The organism is Pseudoalteromonas sp. NS-SX12 (genome assembly GCF_057367955.1).
The window spans coordinates 1,390,574-1,408,118 of sequence record NZ_CM170634.1 but is presented as its reverse complement, the minus strand read 5'-3'; the positions used below and the strand labels follow the sequence as shown (position 1 = coordinate 1,408,118).

The following is a 17,545-nucleotide window of genomic DNA, read 5'->3' as shown; positions in this document are numbered from 1 at the left end:
TTAATTAGCTCTTAGCACGTTTTCTTGCATTTTTACCCGGACGCTTTTTAGCAGCCGAAGCTTTTGATTTGGTTTTGCTAGCAGACTTTTTACCTGCTTTGCTTTTCTTGGTCGGCTTGCCCGATGATTTACCCGCAGGTTTTGGTTTACCCTTTCCTTTGCCTTTTTCAGGAATCGTTCCTGCACGCAGTTGGTCGCGCACACTGCTCGCTTCATTTACGGCTTTTTGGGCACGACGACGTGAATAGCGGTCTTGCCCTACTTCTTCACCTAGGGTTAAATTAATGCGGCGGTCATCAAGGCTAACTGAGGCTACTTGCACATCAATAGCATCACCCATACGGAATACTTTGCGGCTATTTTCACCTATTAAACAATGCTTTTTACCGTCGAAATGATAGTAGTCATTGCCAAGTGAGGTAACATGCACCATACCGTCGATATATAAGTCATTTAAGCGCACAAATAAGCCAAAGTTTGTCACCGATGAAATCACACCACTGAATACTTCGCCTACGCGGTCTTGCATAAATTCGCACTTAAGCCAATCAGCTACTTCACGGGTGGCATCGTCAGCGCGGCGTTCGGTCATTGAACATTGCTCACCTAGCTGATCGACCTCATCTTGAATATAGGCATATTCGCCCGAGGTTTTTTGCCCCTGCTCTTTAATAACGGCTTTAATTGCGCGATGCACAACTAAGTCAGGGTAACGGCGAATTGGCGAGGTAAAGTGCGCATAGGCTTTTAATGCCAAACCAAAGTGACCAATATTATCTGCCTGATACACCGCTTGCTTCATTGAGCGCAACAACATGGTTTGAATAAGCTCAATTTCAGGGCGCTTTTCTAAACGGTCAAATAACTCGCCCACTTCTTTTGGCGTTGGCTCTTGCGGCATCGTAACTTCAATACCCAGTTCACCTAAAAACTGACTAAAGTTCATTAGCTTTTCAGGATCAGGCTCGTCATGCACACGGTAAAGCGCTGGCGCTTCGTGTTTTTCTAACAACTTGGCGGCAGCAACGTTCGCTAAAATCATGCACTCTTCAATCAGTTTATGTGCATCGTTGCGGCTCAGTGCCACAATTGATTCGATTTTACGCTGCGCGTTAAAAATAAATTTAGGCTCTTTGGTTTCAAACTCAATTGCACCGCGCTCTAAACGCGCCGCTTTCAGTGTTTTGTACATTAAGTGCAATTCACGAATATGCGGCACAAGCGCTGCATTTTCTTCACCTAATGCATTTTCATCACCACCCAGTAACTCACCTACTTTGGTGTAAGTTAAGCGTGCATGCGAATTCATCACAGCTTGGTAAAAACGATAACCCGACAGTTTACCTGTTTGCGATACCGTCATTTCAGCCACCATACACAGGCGGTCTACTTTTGGGTTTAAACTACATAACCCGTTAGACAGCACTTTTGGCAGCATAGGAATGACTTCTGATGGGAAATAAACCGAGTTACCACGTTGAATTGCTTCACGGTCTAAAGGGCTGTTTTTGCTAACATAGTGCGATACATCGGCAATCGCGACCCATAAACGCCAGCCACCTGACTTTTTCGCTTCACAGAATACTGCATCATCAAAGTCGCGCGCGTCTTCGCCGTCTATCGTTACCAGTGGTAAATGACGTAAATCAATACGCCCTTCTTTGTCTTTTTCCAGTACTTCATCAGTTAGGCCAGCGATTTGCTGCTCAAGATCTTTTGGCCATTGATTTGGAATATCGTGATTACGCAGCGCAACTTCAATTTCCATACCCGGCGCCATATGCTCACCAAGTACATCAATTACTTTACCAAGTGCGTTCATGCGCTTGCTTGGGCGCTGAGTGATTTCAATTTGCACCATTTGATTGTGCTTAGCATCACCTTCAAAGCCCGGTAAAATCATAATATCTTGGCTAATGCGCGGATCTTCCGCCACCACAACTGCCATTCCATGCTCACGGAAAAAACGACCAATAATCGGTGCTCTTTCACCTTCAAGCACACGTACAATTCGTGCATCGCATTTACCGTTTTTACCAAAACTAGCTGGCTTTGCTAATACACGGTCGCCGTGTAGCACTTGCTCCATTTGGTGTTTTGGAATAAACCAATCTTTACCGCCTTCATCCAGCTCTAAAAAGCCAAATCCTTCGCGATGTCCAATCACTTTACCTTTTACCAAACCGACTTTATCAGGAATGCAGTAACATTTTGATTTATTGAATAGCAGCTGAACATCGCGCTCCATTGCGCGTAAACGGCGTTTTAAAGCGATTTGACGCTCTTCTTCAAACACGTTTAGTTCGCCACATAAATCGGCAAAATTAGCAGGTTTAGTTCGGTTGCTGATATGCTCAAGAATAAACTCTCGGCTCGGCACTGGATTGTCGTATTTTTGTTGTTCGCGGTCTAAATAAGGATCTTTTTTCGGCATGAATTCGCACTATCTATGAAAGTGCTTTTATTTTAAACCATTTAACCACTTGGTGACAGGTCATTTCTATGACAAGTCGCTTTGCACGCGCTTTTGTTTGTCAATTTCAACGACTAAGCCATCAAATGCCAATGTTAACTCGCCGTTGTAGTGGCTTTTTGCCTCGTTTTCTAGCGGTTCTAACATGCCTTCGCCATGGTAGCGGCTTGAAAAATGAAACAGCGCAAGGCGCGGAATATGGTATAACTCGGCAAATTCAGCAATGCGTTTGGCATCACTATGCCCGGTATGCAGCCCAACTTTATGTAAATCACTGTGAGTAAACGTCGCTTCGTGCACCAGTAAATCGATATCTTCAACCGCATCGGATAACAATGCTGGCTTTTCATTGTCACCACAAATAATCACCTTACGCGGCTGCCAGCTAGGAAAAGTGTAATCTTCGGCGCGTAACAACTTACCTTGGTATTCAACATTCTGCCCTTTTTGCAGCACGTTATAATGGCTACCTGTAGCGACATCGTCATTTGCCAACTTATCAAGATGCAGTTTACGCGGAATATTTCGCTCCGTTATTTTAAAGGCAACACTTGGTACGCGGTGTTTTAATGGGTGAATAGACACCTGACAAAAACTAAAATCAAGGGCGTGTTCTAGCGCTTCAATCTCACAGCAAATTAACTCAAAGCCCGTTTCCATTTGGGTAAATTTAAGTGCACTTAATACAAAATCAATCACCGCTTTAGGTGCCACTAAATGCACAGGCTCTTTTCGCCCCGCCAACGAAATAGAGGCAATTAACCCTGGCAAGCCATAACAATGATCACCATGTAAATGAGTAATTAAAATCACCGATAAGTGGTAGCTCGACAGTTCACTTTTTAAAATTTGATGCTGCGTACCCTCGCCACAATCCACCAGCAACCACGACTTAGTCGAGTCAAAACTCACCGCAGTAGCAGTAACATTACGATTAAGTGAAGGACACGCTGACGAAGTGCCTAAAAAGTGAATTTTCAAATTATGAGCCTATGGGTTTGGGGGTATTGGTTAAATTGTAGAGGAGATTGATTGGGGATGGAATTGGTAGCTAGGTTTTTGAAAATTAATGATGTCCCTCGGATTTATTGCACATCATCAGCGTTTTTAAATAACTTCACCTCCCTGTATTTCATAAAGCCCATCCATTGGCTCCATGTTACTTTTCTTTGCTTCGCCAAAGATAAAGTAACCAAAAGAAAGGCGACCGCACTATCAAACTTAATCCTCAAAGCAATTTTGAATTTTATGATAAACGCCATGAATCGGCATCCATGCCTCAGCATGGCTTGCTCGACCGCTTCGCTCCCTGTCTCGCATTATCGATTCAAACTTGATTTTCGGGTTTGATAAAAGCGGGAAGTATCTTCTGAGCAACAACCTTTAAACCGAAATAGTGTAAGGAAAAGCTATTAACTCCTAGTTTTAATCTTTAAAACAGTAACTTAAAAAAGCATATTTAATAAAAAACAGTTAGCGGGTAAACTATAAGTTAGGATGAAAATCAAACAGACAATTCGCAATAATAACGTTAACAGTTTATCAAGTAGAAGGAATAATTTGAAAGTGGGAGATATAATTGAAAGAGCAGATGATTGTACAGGAAATACTAACCTAACAACTTTTGATGACTCACAATTAGATTTGTATTTTAAAATTCATCAAAAAGTGAATCAAAAAAGCGAGGAAATTTCAAAGTCATATAAAAATAACATACTTGTAGCGTTTAATGATATTGAAGAACTTCACGCGAAAATAGTTCAATCTATACGCTCAGCCAAACCTCAAAGAGGATCGATAATCATGCGAGTCTTGGTCAGTCATCACGAAGGCGAAGCTGAGAGATTTAAATCATTTGAAGATTTCAAAAATCACAATATCACAAGCCCAAATCCAACGTCTGAAATCGCGCTTATATATCAATTTTCTCTCCATGACTCAGAGTCTGGTGAGATTGAAAATTACAAAGTAGCAGCCAATGTTAAATCGAGAGTTGGAGAACTACACCAAATAGAGCAAGAAGCCCCTGCCTTTATATCTTCAGCAATTATTTCCAGCATGGTTACCACAACTGCCAGAATAAAAGTCGAGTATAGTGACTATGTAAAAGCCCGCCATTTCGTTGCTATGTTTGATGAATGGATAAAAGGGTGTGATGAGTCTAAAGAATCAAATGTCATTACTCCATTGAAACGAATATCTCATTTAATATCAAGATTTGGGCATATGGTTATTGTCGCGCTTCTAGGTCTGTTTGTGTCACAATCAATAGATATTGGTAGCATGCAATCGGATGAGTTGGTTCAATTTATAGTCTTATATGGCTCCGTGTTTTTTGTTATAAGTTCCCTGTCTGAGCTTTGTTTCAAAAAATTAGAGCTCGCAATAGACAGCTACCTTGCATTATCGTATCTAAAAATAAACAAAGGTGATGTTAAGTTAATAAAGTCCTTCAAAGAAAGAAATAAGAAATCAATTTTGTGGTCTGTGTTAGGTGTTGCAGGTGGCATAGGTATGGGACTAGCCTCCAATGGTGCGTATGAGTTCATAAAGTTGATCATAGAACGAAACTAACCATACACCTAAAATAGGAACAACAGGTTCAGAGTCTTTGATTTTCTTGTATGGCGCTTGTTGTTCGGAGAGGTTAGGGGTCAAGTCTTGCATCGTGCATCGCACCACCTAAACCTTTAATACATTTTTAAGGTTCACTCCCTCCCCATTAATCAAACCTTAAAACATTATTTAAATGAATAATGCGAGACAGGAAGCGAAGCGGTCGAGCAAGCCATGCTGAGGCATGGATGCCGATTCATGGCGTTTATGTTCACATTTAAATTATGGTTGAAGAATCAGTTTGATTTTGGGGCACGTTTTTTGGTTCGTTTTTGTCGTGTAACAAAAATGAACAAGAGAGCGCCATGGATGGCGCTAGATAACAGTACAGACGCTGCTGTCGCCAGCGCGACAAATATACTTTCAAATTTGTATTACAGCTAAGAGTTAACTTCACAACACCCATTTCGAGATCCAGAGACAAGCTCAGGAAGACGGCACGTAATTTTCTAGTAAGAATCCAAATTATTTATTAAAGCCTGCGCTCATAATAAACCGCTGGAATATCCCCTAACGGATCGCTATGCATGTACTCTTTCACAAACCTCATACCAAGCTTTTCCATTACACCAATGGAGCCCGCATTCTCTTTTAACGCAATTGCACTAATATGCGTGTACTCTGGCATTAACGCAATCTGCTCAACTAGGGCATTAGCAGCTTCAGTTGCATACCCTTTACCCCATGAGCTTTGCTTAAAACGCCAACCTAGTTCAAGGTTATGCCACTGGGTATCGGCTTCATCATTAAAGAAATGCATTGGCCTTACTAAAATCCAACCAATAAACTCACCCGACTCTTTAATGTTAACTTTCCAAAGACCCCAACCTTTTTCTTTATTGGCATACTTTGCCATACGCGGTAAAAACACTGTGTGCTTTTCTTCCATCGTGGTTGGCTTGCCACCATTTAAATATTTCATTACCGCAGGGTCTTGGTCGAGTTGGTATAAATCATCGATATCTTTTTCAGTGATAAATGAATAATTAAGGCGTGAAGATGATGGCTGCATTTTTTATACTCCTGAGCGGTAATTAATGTGATTTATGGGCTGAATTTTTCTTATTTTTTTCTGATTTGTGATTCTAACACTACTTTTTAAAAGGCCTTTAGTATTAACTGTTACCAAACATTAATAACAGGAAACACCAATGAATTTAATTAAAGGACTATGCCTAACACTCACACTTTTTGTATCAAATGCCATTGCCCACCAATATGAAGGTGATTGGCAATTTATTAAAGGTGAATACAAAACGCCGTCAGGTGAAGTACTAAAAGCAGATAACGCGACACTTGTGGCAATCAAAACCGTGAAAGGCGATAAATTTGCCTTAAACAATATGCAGCAAGGTGAATTTTTAGGGTATTTAGCCGGCAAGTTTACCATAGACGGCGATAGCTACAGCGAGCATATTGAAAAAGGCACTTCAAATGAGCACCAAGGTAAAGTGTTTACCTTTAAAGGTTGGCTTGAAACCAAACAAGAACACGGCCAAGAAGTTATTTACTGGCATCACAAAGGGTTGGTAAATGGCACAGAAGAAACGGAAGTTTGGCGTAAACTTGCTCGCTAATTTTTAAAACCAGTTAAACATTCAGAACCCAACCCTTTCTGAATAAAAGGAAATCAATGCGGTTTCCTTTTTCTTTCAGTGACAAAGACCACGTTATTATGCAAAATTAGAGGCGAGTGCAAGGGTTGCCCAAATTAGTCGTCTCGCGTCAATCCTTTATCTCTTATACGCATCCGTCAGCAAAATAAGAGTAAACTACATGACTATTATACAAAAAACCTATTGGTTAATACTCACCTTAGGAAACGCTACTACATTTTTTTTATGGCAACAGCATCCTGATGACCTAACACTATCGCTGTTTATTTTTACCCTTCTTTACAGTGCGATTGGCTTTTTCGATATCTTTTTCTCAAAGCGTAATTTAAACCGGCTTTACCCAGTTGTTGCTTACATTCGCTATTTTTTAGAATCATTTCGCGTTGAAATACAGCAATATTTTATTGCCAACGACACCGAAGAAAAACCCTTTAACCGCGAGCAGCGTTCGCTTGTTTACCAACGTTCAAAATCGGTGCGCGATACGATTGCCTTTGGTACGCAGCGCGATTTATTGGAAGAAAATTATTTAAGTTTATGGCACTCGCTCGCGCCGTGTGACGTAAAAGAAGAATATAAGCGCACGCTAATTGGTGGTCCGGATTGCAAACAACCCTATTCCGCATCTCGCTTAAATATTTCTGCAATGAGTTTTGGTTCGTTAAGTAAAAACGCCATCGAAGCACTAAATTTAGGTGCCCATAAAGGTAGTTTTTACCACAATACAGGTGAAGGCGGGCTCAGCCCTTATCACCTAAAACACGGTGGCGACATTGTTTGGCAAATCGGTTCGGGGTTATTTTCGTGTCGTACACAAGATGGCGACTTTGACCATGAAGTATTTCGCACTAAAAGCGCATTACCGCAAGTTAAAATGATTGAAATAAAGCTATCGCAAGGTGCAAAACCAGGCCATGGTGGTGTATTGCCTAAAGCAAAAATTACCGACGAAATAGCACGTATTCGATTGGTGGACCAAGATAAAGACTGTATATCACCAGCGGCGCATCCCAAGTGTAAAACGCCAAAAGAATTACTTAACTTTGTTGCTGAGTTACGCGAACTTAGCCAAGGCAAACCTGTTGGCTTTAAACTTTGTTTAGGCAACCCCGCGGAGTTTTTAGCAATCTGTAAAGCCATGTTAGAACTGGATATTTACCCCGATTTTATTACAGTTGATGGCGCTGAGGGTGGCACAGGTGCTGCGCCCGTTGAATTTTCAAACCGCTTAGGCATGACCTGCCTTGAAAGTGTTTACCTTATTCATAACGCATTAATTGGCGTTGGTATTCGCGATAGAATTAGCATTATTGCCTCTGGTAAAACCGCATCGGCATTCGATCTATTAGCAAAACTTGCAATTGGCGCAGACGCTGTGAACGCGGCGCGAACTATGATGATGGCATTAGGCTGCATTCAATCTCGCAGCTGTAACACTAACGAATGCCCAACTGGCATTGCCACACAAGACCCTGCGCGCGCAAAAGCAATCGATGTTGAAAGTAAAAGTGAGCGAGTTAAAAACTTTCATAAAAATACCCTACACGCCTTTTATGAATTACTCGGCAGCATGGGGTTAGACGACCCCGATAAACTATTGCCGCAAATGGTAAAACGCAGAACGCCATACGGCTTGCTAATGTCGGTTGGCAGCTTAATAAAGCCGTTACGCAAAGGTGAAATACTGGAAGATAGGCCACTTGGCAATTGGAGTATCTGGTGGCAGCAAGCCTCAAGTGAGCATTTTTACGTATACGACGAGACTATTTTGAAACCACAGGAGTTAGTACGTGACAACACCTAATTTATCGCAGTTAAAAAACCAATCACTGATTAAACAAAGTAGTTTCGTTAATGGCTCATGGTTATCATCAAACAACTCATTTGATGTTGTTAATCCTTTTAACAATCAGTCACTACTGCAGGTTGATGATATTGAGATAACGCAAGTTGAAGATGCGGTTTCTGCAGCCAAAAGCACTCAACAAGCATGGCAAAGTACCACAGCCTACGAACGAGCAGCTCAACTTAAAAAATGGGGCGAGCTATTAACAGAAAATCTTGACGATTTAGCGCTATTACTCACCTTAGAGCAAGGCAAACCACTGGCGGAAGCGCGCGGTGAAATTAAATACGGCATTAGTTATATTGAGTGGTTTTGCGAAGAAGCCAAGCGAGTTTACGGCGATACTATTCCTGCACTAAGCAATTCTCAGCAAGTGATTGTAACAAAACACCCAGTTGGTGTTGTTGCGGCGATTACACCTTGGAATTTTCCTAATGCGATGATCACCCGAAAAGCCGCAGCTGCACTTGCTGCAGGCTGTTGTTTTATTGTGAAACCATCAGAGTTAACGCCTTTAAGTGCGCTAGCAATGGCTGAGTTAAGCCTACAAGCTGGCATACCAAGAGGTGTTTTTAATGTGGTTGTGGGTACTAATGCTAAAGCCATTGGCGAGGTGTTAACAACCCATCCAGATATTGCCAAGTTTAGTTTTACCGGTTCTACAGCAGTGGGGAAATTACTAACCAAACAAGCCGCATCAACGGTAAAACGAGTTTCGATGGAGCTGGGCGGTAATGCACCATTTATTGTTTTTGACGATGCTGATTTAGAGGCAGCAGCCACAGGGTTAATTGCAGCAAAATTTAGAAACGCTGGGCAAACCTGTGTGTGCGCCAATCGTATTTATCTTGCCGCATCCATTAAACAGCCGTTTTTAGCTATCTTCACAGAAAAGTTAAAGCAGTTAACACAAGGCAATGGCCTTAACGATGTGCAACTTGGTCCACTTATTAACCAAGCCGCAATCGATAAAGTCACACAACTAGTTGATACAGCGCTAAGTGAAGGCGCACATATTCACTACCAAGGTGAAGCAAGTGCAACTGGCTACCCAGCAACTATTTTAACCAACTGCAACAACACCATGGAGATTGCGCAAAACGAGATTTTTGGCCCAGTAGCCACTATTTTTAGCTTTGATGATGAGCAAAGTGCTATCAATCTCGCTAACGATACTGAGTATGGTCTTGCCGCTTATTTTTACAGCCAAAACATTAATCGCATTATACGCGCAGCCAATCAATTAAAGTTTGGCATGCTTGGCATTAATGAAGGCATTATTTCAAATGCTGCCGCCCCATTTGGTGGCGTAAAACAGTCCGGTTACGGCCGCGAGGGATCCGCTTATGGATTAGATGATTATTTAGAAATCAAATACTTATGTTTCGGCAATCTAGACTAGCGATCACCTTTTAAACTGAGTACTATGAGCACCATATTCATAGTACTCAAAGGATGATATATGACATATTTTGTGAAAAAGGGACAGTTCGCAGTCTCTGTATGTGCCTTATCAATCGCTACCTCATTACACGCAAGCAACACAAACTTTTCACTTTCAAACAATCTAAATTTGAATGAACGTCATACTAGTGTCACAAAACACACACGCGTTGTTCTGAATGAAAATGGTAAGCCTTTAGAGCAAAAGTCATACTACACGAGTGCTAAACCTCGTTATATCGTTCAGCTTGAAGAGGCATCGGTATTAGAAGTAAAACGAAAAGTTGAAAAACAACTATTTCCCGACAAAGGTCAAGCGAAAACAGCTTCACAAAACCAGCTGCATCATATTAATTCTAAGCTTCAACAAACAGAACTTGCCATTCAAAACCAGCAATTATCAACAATTCAAGCACTACGCGCTATTTCGCCAAACATAAAGGTGTTAAGACAATTTTCACGTGTAAACAACGCGATTGTATTAGAAGCCGAACAAACTTACATAGATTCGCTAAGACAACTCCCTAGCGTAAAAAGCGTAAGTAAAGACACCATTAAAACCATTAATTTAGAACAAAGTGTGCCACTTATTAATGCTGACAAAGTATGGGAGCTTCAAAGTAATGACGGAAAACTATTAACAGGCGAAGGCGTTGTTGTTGCTATCTTAGATTCAGGTGTTGATTACACTCACCCAGATCTAGGTGGCTGCTTTGGTATTAATTGCCGCGTAACAAATGGTTATGACTTTCATTACAACGACAATGATCCTATGGATGAAAATGGGCATGGTACTCACGTCGCTGGTATTGTAGGCGCAAATGGTTATATTAAAGGCGTTGCGCCCAATGTTACTTTTCATGCTTATAAAGTACTTAATGACGATGGTTGGGGATATAGTAGTGACATTATCGCTGGTATTGAACGCGCAGTAGACCCTGATGGAGATATTACAACTGATGATGCAGTAGACATTATCAATATGAGTCTAGGCGGAAGTGGTAATGCTACAGATCCAACCAGCACCGCTGTTAATAATGCGGTTGATGCAGGAGTAGTTGTGGTAGTTGCTGCCGGTAATGATGGCTATTATGGCGCTATAAACAACAGTTCTCCAGCAGCTGCCGAAAAAGCAATCACCGTTGCATCATCGAGGAAGATTGATGAAATGTCATCATTCTCATCGAAAGCGCTAACCGCAACTAATTTTACAAAACCGGAAATTACAGCTCCTGGCCACTACATAGAGTCGACATTAACTGGTAGGTATAGTTATGGTCATTTAAGCGGCACGAGTATGGCTACCCCACATGTTGCAGGAGCCATTGCGTTATTAAAGCAGAACAATGATTCTCTTAACGCTTCCTCTGCCAAACAGCTATTGGCAGCAGGAGCAATTGATCTAGGTGTATCACCACTTGCACAAGGCGCTGGAAGATTGGATATATTAGCAAGCCTAAAAGCAACTACATCCGCCAGTCTAACCGCGTTAAATTTTGGTACCTTAGATAAAAACACTAAGCAATGGTCTAGCACCAAGACATTCACAATTTATAATAGCGCTAACGAGGCGCAAACCTACAAGGTGAGTTTTACAGAAGGTTTTCCCACTGGTGCTTCTATTTCGAGCGATAAAGAATCGATAGTTGTCGCAGCAAAAAGCTCCGCTGAATTAACAATTACTGTTGATGTTCAAGATACCGCTATTATTCCTGATGTTGCAGCTGATGGCATTCATCATAATGCGGTCGTTTTTGAATCTGATACCAGTAGATTACGCATTCCTACTTACTTTGAAAATGCGATGAAACTAACTTTGTCTACTAACTCACCGAGTGAGGTATCTGTAGATATGATCGATTCTAGCGGCGAAAGGTCAACTTACACGGTAACAGGTCAATCTCCTGTAACAATTAATATTCCCGATACTAGCCTTTGGTTGGGAGCTACCTATTTTAATCTAGATACTAGCGATTTACCTGTTAGGTCTGGTTTTATCAATATAAAAAAAGGGATTTCTTCTCATCTACTAAACTTAACTGAGAATACCGAATTTAAATTAGATGTTGATGAGTTAACTCACGTAACGGGGTTAACCTCCTTAACACATGCAAATGGTAATAGTGACTTTACACACATCAACAACTTCTTTACGTCAACGTACTTTTCAAAAGATACATTTAAACTAGGATGGTTATCTGCCCCTACTCAGCCTAGCATTCAATACCTTGCAGTTGGTAATCTTGACCATAGCTATGAGTTTTCCTATCAATCCCACTATAGAATTACAGACCAATCCGACACAGAAAAACTATTTTTATATCAAAACACACCTTCAAAAACAGGCATGCTTGGTGAGGATATTCAAATTGATTTAACAACTTTAAGTGCCACAACATTTGATTTATCGAATTATAATGACGTTGCAGCTTACAAAGTGCTAGATCATCACTACGATCCTGCAAATAATATAGATTTATCCAACGACATAACTAAGATACAAGTGTTCGAAACAAACAATGAATCAGTATTAGATAAAAAAATACTGCAATTATTTGATTCTACTAATGCTGAAACAGCGTTTATTGTTTCACCATACTTCGGCTTAAGCAACGAAGGCAAACTACGCATTTCTGACTACGTTCGGGGTTACGATAGCTATCCAATAGAAACGCCCAATAATGAACTGCCACTTAACCCAGAAAAGGCTTATTTATCAGCATCTATTGTAAGTGATGGAGAAACAATCTCACTTAAACCAAATAAATATTTGGACGGTCAATTTTACCATGACCTACAAGGTGCAAAATACAATATTGATAGTCAATACCAATTTTTCTGTGAGCATGAAGATGGTACAAAAACACAGCTTCACACTGGTACTTTAAATTCAAATGAGTCTCGTCTTTCACATTTTAAAGACAGCTGTGAAAACCTGAAATTTAAACTGACTTTTAACAATTCCAGTATTGAGCTTTCAGCCAAAGACAGTTTTTATATTCCAAGCATTGGAACTATTGGTGCTTATTATCATGGTGGAACATTTATTCAGCCTGAGCTCAATAAGATTGGTATTGATATTCATTTCATGGGAAATGATTTAGAAGCTAAGAAAACTGAAATAAAGATAAATGACGGTGATTGGGAAGAAGTTTATTTTTGGCAAGCTGATTTAGGACCTGTTGCAGTTTCCTTGCCGTTAATAGAAGGAAATCATTCGCTCAGTTTACGCGTTACCTTCGATGGCACTAATTCCAGAGATGTCATTTATTCACTCAATGATTATTTTACTTACGGTTCAGAAGCTGGCGAGATTAATGACGCAGATAACGACGGCATTCCAAACGACCAAGATCTGGATGATGATAATGACGGTTACAACGATGATATAGATGCCTTCCCATTTAATCCCATTGAATGGTTAGATTCTGATTATGATGGCATTGGAAACAAACTCGATCCTGATGATGATAATGATGGCTATTTAGACGATAAAGATGCTTTCCCATTAGATGCAGGTGAATGGCTGGATACCGATGTTGACGGTATTGGTAACAATGCTGATACTGATGACGACAATGATGGTGTACTAGATACCGAAGATGCATTCCCACTCGATGCAAGTGAGTCGGTAGACACAGATAGTGATGGCATAGGCAATAATGCCGATACTGATGACGATAATGACGGTGTATTAGATGCTGCGGATGCATTCCCACTCGATGCGACAGAATCAGTCGATACCGATGGTGATGGTATAGGTAATAACGCAGATACTGATGATGATAATGACAGTGTATTAGATGCCGCGGATGCATTCCCACTCGATGCGACAGAGTCGGTCGATACCGATGGTGATGGTATAGGCAATAACGCAGATACTGATGACGATAATGACAGTGTATTAGATGCTGCGGATGCATTCCCACTCGATGCGACAGAGTCAGTTGATACCGATGGTGATGGTATAGGCAACAATACTGATGCCGATGATGATGGTGACGGCGTAGAAGATAGCCAAGATGCTTTCCCGCTAGATGCCTCTAAATCAGCACTCCCAACAAATAACGTTACAGACGATAGGAAGTCATCCTCGGGAGCATTGCCATTTTTTGCATTAATAACACTGTTATCAATTTCGATAATACGACGCTTTACATTTTTTACTGGGAGTAAATAGTGAGCTTTCGTTTGTTATCAGCTATCACGGCGTTAATCGCTGCGTTACTTTCAGTCGCCCTAATGGGAATGCCTGAGCTGCTTTTTTATCTATTTAATATTGAAGCCAGCGATGCAACCTATTTTATGGGGCGTAGAGCAAGCATTCTGTTTCTTGGGCTTGCATTGGTATCTTGGCAAATACGCAAAATATCAGACAAAACCACACAGCTAGCTGTTAGCTTGAGTTTTATGGTGATTATGTTTGGCTTGGCAATACTGGGGAGTATTGAATTTACGCTAGGTAATGCAGGTGTGGGGATTTTTTTGGCAATAATCACCGAGCTGACTCTCGGGCTATTTTACCTAAAAATATGGCGAGAAAAGCGGTTACACACAACCCCTGTTTAAATAAAAAAGGCCATTGTGGCCTTTTTTATTGTGATTCTAAATTTATAAAAAGCTTAGGCCTTGCTTTAACAAGTTAGCTTCTTTGCTGTATCCATTATTCGCCATGTAGCCAACTAATGAGTTTACTAGTAAAGGTACTTGCTCTTTTGGAATACCGATGCTTTCAAACGCACTATCCAAATAACCTAGGCTTGCTGCTTGTTTAGTTTTATCGCCGCCTTTGCCTAGCATTGAACTTAGTGAAGACATTGACGATTTAGGCGCTTCACTGATCAGCCCGTTAGTATTTGGTAATGCTTGACTAATCAAAGCAAAGTTTTCAGGGCTAACATGATCTTTTGCTACTTTGAGCAACGCGCCCATGCCTGAACCAATGATATCTTCAGATAAACCCAATTGTTCAGATGCATATTTTACTAAGGCATTTGATGTTGTTTTTTCTGCTGTTTGGTTCGCGACAGCAGTATTTAACGTGCTTTTTAAATCAACCGCACTCACAGAATTAGCGTAAAACGCGCCCGTTACCATTACAACTAAAGTTAATTTTTTCATTACTTACTTCCAATAAGGGGTTAACCGATTTAGGTACAGCGCAATACTAACAACTAAGGGATTAAAAAGTCATTAATTTAATTCACTCTGGTACTCAACCTAAAACTGAATCACAACATCGACTCGGTAACGCACCTATGGCTGAAAAGGAGCCATGAAAATAGCCCCTAATGCATAACGTAATATGTTTATATAAAGTAATGAGCAAGTGCAGCTAAGCAATAAGCAACTAATCCATACACCACAAATAAAGCCCATGCGAGTTTAGCGTTACCCATTTCCGCTTTTATCGTTGCCACGGTTGCTACACATTGTAATGCCACTACATAAAACAGCATTAAACCAATGCCAGTACCAAGTGGTAAGCCATCTGCCATAATTTGTGATGCTAGTCCTGCAATATTTTCATCAGCACCTTCCATGCCATACAGTGTGCCCAACGCACCTACAAAGACTTCTCGCGCCAAAAACGACATCATGATTGCCACACCATAGCGCCAATCTACACCAAGTGGTTCAAACACTGGTGCAATAAACTGACCAAATTGACCAAGTAACGAGTGCTCTAAATCAGCATTTTGCGGAAAATAACCCAGTACCCAAATCACTACTGACACCATAAAAATAACCGGTGCGGCGCGTTTAATAAAATAAATGCCACTGTTCAAAACACGGTGCATTAGTGGTTTCCAATGGGGCATACGATAAGTTGGCAGTTCTAAAATAAATGGCATTTCAGACTGGCTCTGCTCTGTCATTTTAGATTTACTCAATAATGCACTTACAATCAGCGCCATCACAATGCCAAATAAATACAGGGCAAAAAATGCGATACCTTGTAAGTTAAAGACACCAAGTACTGTGTGATCTGCCGGAATAAATACCGCAACTAACAAGGCATAAACCGGCAATCTTGCAGAGCATGACATCAGGGGAATAGTCATCATAGTGATCAGGCGTTTACGCGGTGATTCTATGGTTCTGGCGGCCATAATTGCAGGTATCGCGCAGGCATGTGCAGATAGGTAAGGAATAAAGCTACGACCAGACAAACCAAAGAAGCTTAAAGGCTTATGGCAAATTAACGCAGCGCGCGCAAGATAGCCACTATCTTCCAGTAACCCGATAATAAAAGTTAGCACCATAATTTGCGGCACAAATACTAAAAAAGAACCCACACCACCAAACAAAGCATCTGTCGTAAAGTCTTGCATCATGCCACTTGGCAATAAGCCTGTAACAAGCGCGGCGGTATCACCAATAAGCATTTCTACGCCATCCATTAACGGCGCAGCCCATGTGAAAATGCTCTGAAACAATAAAAACATAATTGTAAAAAATGCCACAGCGCCAAACACGCTATTTAACAAAAAGTTATCGATAACATTTTGCTTTTTAAGCACAATATCGCTGGCAATTGCATATTTTTTTGCAAGTGTTTTAGCACTTTGCACATTTGTACTAGGATCTGAATGAGGATTTTGCTGAAAAGGTGCTTTAGTAATTTCAACTAAGCCTTTTTGAAACTCAGTTACACCAGTAAGCGTTTTTGCTGACAAAGCAAATACTGGAGCATTCAAATCTTTAGAGAGTTGTGCGACATCTATTTGATGATTAAAGCGCTGTAATTCATCAATTAAATTAAGTGCAAACACGACCTTTTTATTATGTTGCTGCGCTAAATGTTGCACTTGCAATGCAAATACCAAACTGCGCTCTAATCGCGTTGCATCTAGTACATTTACAATCACTTCGGTGTCGTCTTGATTAATCGCCTCATTTAGCTTTTCGACTGCGATCTGCTCATCTTTTGAAAGCGTATTTAGCGAATAGGTACCTGGAAAATCAACTATTTCAAAGTCATTAAATTGACCACTTTTAAGCTCGACTGTGACACCTGGAAAGTTAGCAACTTTTTGCTTTAAGCCTGTTAACTGATTAAAAAGCAAACTTTTACCACAGTTGGGCTTACCAACTAATAAAATTCGTTTCATGAGGGTTCTTACAGTTTATGCGATGTAAATACGTTTAGCTATTGCAGGTTCGAGTGAGTAAACACAATCCCCCACTTGATAAACAATGGGACCATTGAACGGTGTGCGACGTATGCAGGTTATTAACGCATTTTCAGCGAACCCCATTTCCTCTAGTCGTTGAGCGACGGCGGAATCTAAACTTGGACACAAACGCACTATTGTCGCCTGTTGCTTTACGGGAACATCACAAATCGTCATGATACTTATTCGCAGTTAAATATTTGCCGCCAGTATGCGCTTTTCTACAACAAAGCTCAATGCAATTTGAATATTTATCTAAACTTTATATAAATAAAGCTTAATTTATTAATTAAATTAAAATCCTGTAAAAGTTACTAATCTTATTTAACTTAAATATTTATTTTAGATAATAAAAAAGGCCACCGAAGTGACC

13 protein-coding genes are annotated in these 17,545 nt (G+C 40.6%); 6 read left to right on the top strand and 7 right to left on the bottom strand.

Annotated elements, in window-relative coordinates; all coding sequences use genetic code 11:
* Positions 1 to 4: 4 nt before the first annotated feature.
* The 3 genes from rnr to AC2IOM_RS06630 form a co-directional block, all read right to left on the bottom strand.
* On the bottom strand, positions 5 to 2,434 hold the full coding sequence (gene rnr / locus AC2IOM_RS06640) for a ribonuclease R (protein ID WP_486359483.1): 2,430 nt from the start codon (positions 2,432 to 2,434) through the stop codon (positions 5 to 7).
* A 66-nt stretch (positions 2,435 to 2,500) separates the two neighbouring features.
* On the bottom strand, positions 2,501 to 3,454 hold the full coding sequence (locus AC2IOM_RS06635; protein WP_486359482.1) for a ribonuclease Z: 954 nt from the start codon (positions 3,452 to 3,454) through the stop codon (positions 2,501 to 2,503).
* Positions 3,455 to 3,558: 104 nt separating this feature from the next.
* On the bottom strand, positions 3,559 to 3,735 hold the full coding sequence (locus AC2IOM_RS06630; protein ID WP_486359481.1) for a hypothetical protein: 177 nt from the start codon (positions 3,733 to 3,735) through the stop codon (positions 3,559 to 3,561).
* Positions 3,736 to 4,039: 304 nt separating this feature from the next.
* Here AC2IOM_RS06630 and AC2IOM_RS06625 point away from each other — a divergent pair, with 304 nt between their 5' ends.
* Positions 4,040 to 5,047: a glycosyltransferase family 29 protein gene (locus tag AC2IOM_RS06625; RefSeq protein ID WP_486359480.1), complete on the top strand. Its 1,008-nt coding sequence runs from the start codon at positions 4,040 to 4,042 to the stop codon at positions 5,045 to 5,047.
* 514 nt (positions 5,048 to 5,561) lie between these two features.
* On the opposite strand, the gene AC2IOM_RS06620 is transcribed toward AC2IOM_RS06625, so the two are convergent.
* Positions 5,562 to 6,101, bottom strand: coding sequence for a GNAT family N-acetyltransferase (locus tag AC2IOM_RS06620; RefSeq protein WP_486359479.1), 540 nt, complete (start codon positions 6,099 to 6,101; stop codon positions 5,562 to 5,564).
* Between the two features lie 139 nt (positions 6,102 to 6,240).
* Between AC2IOM_RS06620 and AC2IOM_RS06615 the strand changes: the two genes are divergently transcribed.
* The 5 genes from AC2IOM_RS06615 to AC2IOM_RS06595 all read left to right on the top strand — a co-directional run bounded on the left by AC2IOM_RS06615 (position 6,241) and on the right by AC2IOM_RS06595 (position 14,563).
* Positions 6,241 to 6,666 (top strand): hypothetical protein, encoded by a 426-nt coding sequence (locus tag AC2IOM_RS06615; protein ID WP_486359478.1) that lies wholly within the window; start codon positions 6,241 to 6,243, stop codon positions 6,664 to 6,666.
* Between the two features lie 199 nt (positions 6,667 to 6,865).
* Positions 6,866 to 8,509, top strand: coding sequence for an FMN-binding glutamate synthase family protein (locus AC2IOM_RS06610; protein ID WP_486359477.1), 1,644 nt, complete (start codon positions 6,866 to 6,868; stop codon positions 8,507 to 8,509).
* Positions 8,496 to 9,953, top strand: a complete 1,458-nt coding sequence (locus AC2IOM_RS06605) for an NAD-dependent succinate-semialdehyde dehydrogenase (protein WP_486359476.1) — start codon at positions 8,496 to 8,498, stop codon at positions 9,951 to 9,953. Before AC2IOM_RS06610 ends, AC2IOM_RS06605 begins: the two co-directional genes overlap by 14 nt.
* A gap of 60 nt (positions 9,954 to 10,013) precedes the next feature.
* Positions 10,014 to 14,174 carry a S8 family serine peptidase gene (locus AC2IOM_RS06600; protein ID WP_486359475.1) on the top strand — a complete coding sequence of 1,387 codons (4,161 nt, stop codon included), beginning with the start codon at positions 10,014 to 10,016 and terminating at the stop codon, positions 14,172 to 14,174.
* Positions 14,174 to 14,563 carry a hypothetical protein gene (locus tag AC2IOM_RS06595; protein ID WP_486359474.1) on the top strand — a complete coding sequence of 130 codons (390 nt, stop codon included), beginning with the start codon at positions 14,174 to 14,176 and terminating at the stop codon, positions 14,561 to 14,563. Before AC2IOM_RS06600 ends, AC2IOM_RS06595 begins: the two co-directional genes overlap by 1 nt.
* 42 nt (positions 14,564 to 14,605) lie before the next feature.
* Here AC2IOM_RS06595 and AC2IOM_RS06590 read toward each other — a convergent pair whose 3' ends face one another.
* The 3 genes from AC2IOM_RS06590 to AC2IOM_RS06580 form a co-directional block, all read right to left on the bottom strand.
* On the bottom strand, positions 14,606 to 15,115 hold the full coding sequence (locus AC2IOM_RS06590) for a DUF2780 domain-containing protein (protein ID WP_105170265.1): 510 nt from the start codon (positions 15,113 to 15,115) through the stop codon (positions 14,606 to 14,608).
* Between the two features lie 188 nt (positions 15,116 to 15,303).
* Positions 15,304 to 17,109, bottom strand: a complete 1,806-nt coding sequence (gene feoB / locus AC2IOM_RS06585) for a ferrous iron transporter B (RefSeq protein WP_486359473.1) — start codon at positions 17,107 to 17,109, stop codon at positions 15,304 to 15,306.
* Between the two features lie 15 nt (positions 17,110 to 17,124).
* Positions 17,125 to 17,349 (bottom strand): FeoA family protein, encoded by a 225-nt coding sequence (locus tag AC2IOM_RS06580; RefSeq protein WP_486359472.1) that lies wholly within the window; start codon positions 17,347 to 17,349, stop codon positions 17,125 to 17,127.
* Between the last annotated feature and the right edge of the window lie 196 nt (positions 17,350 to 17,545).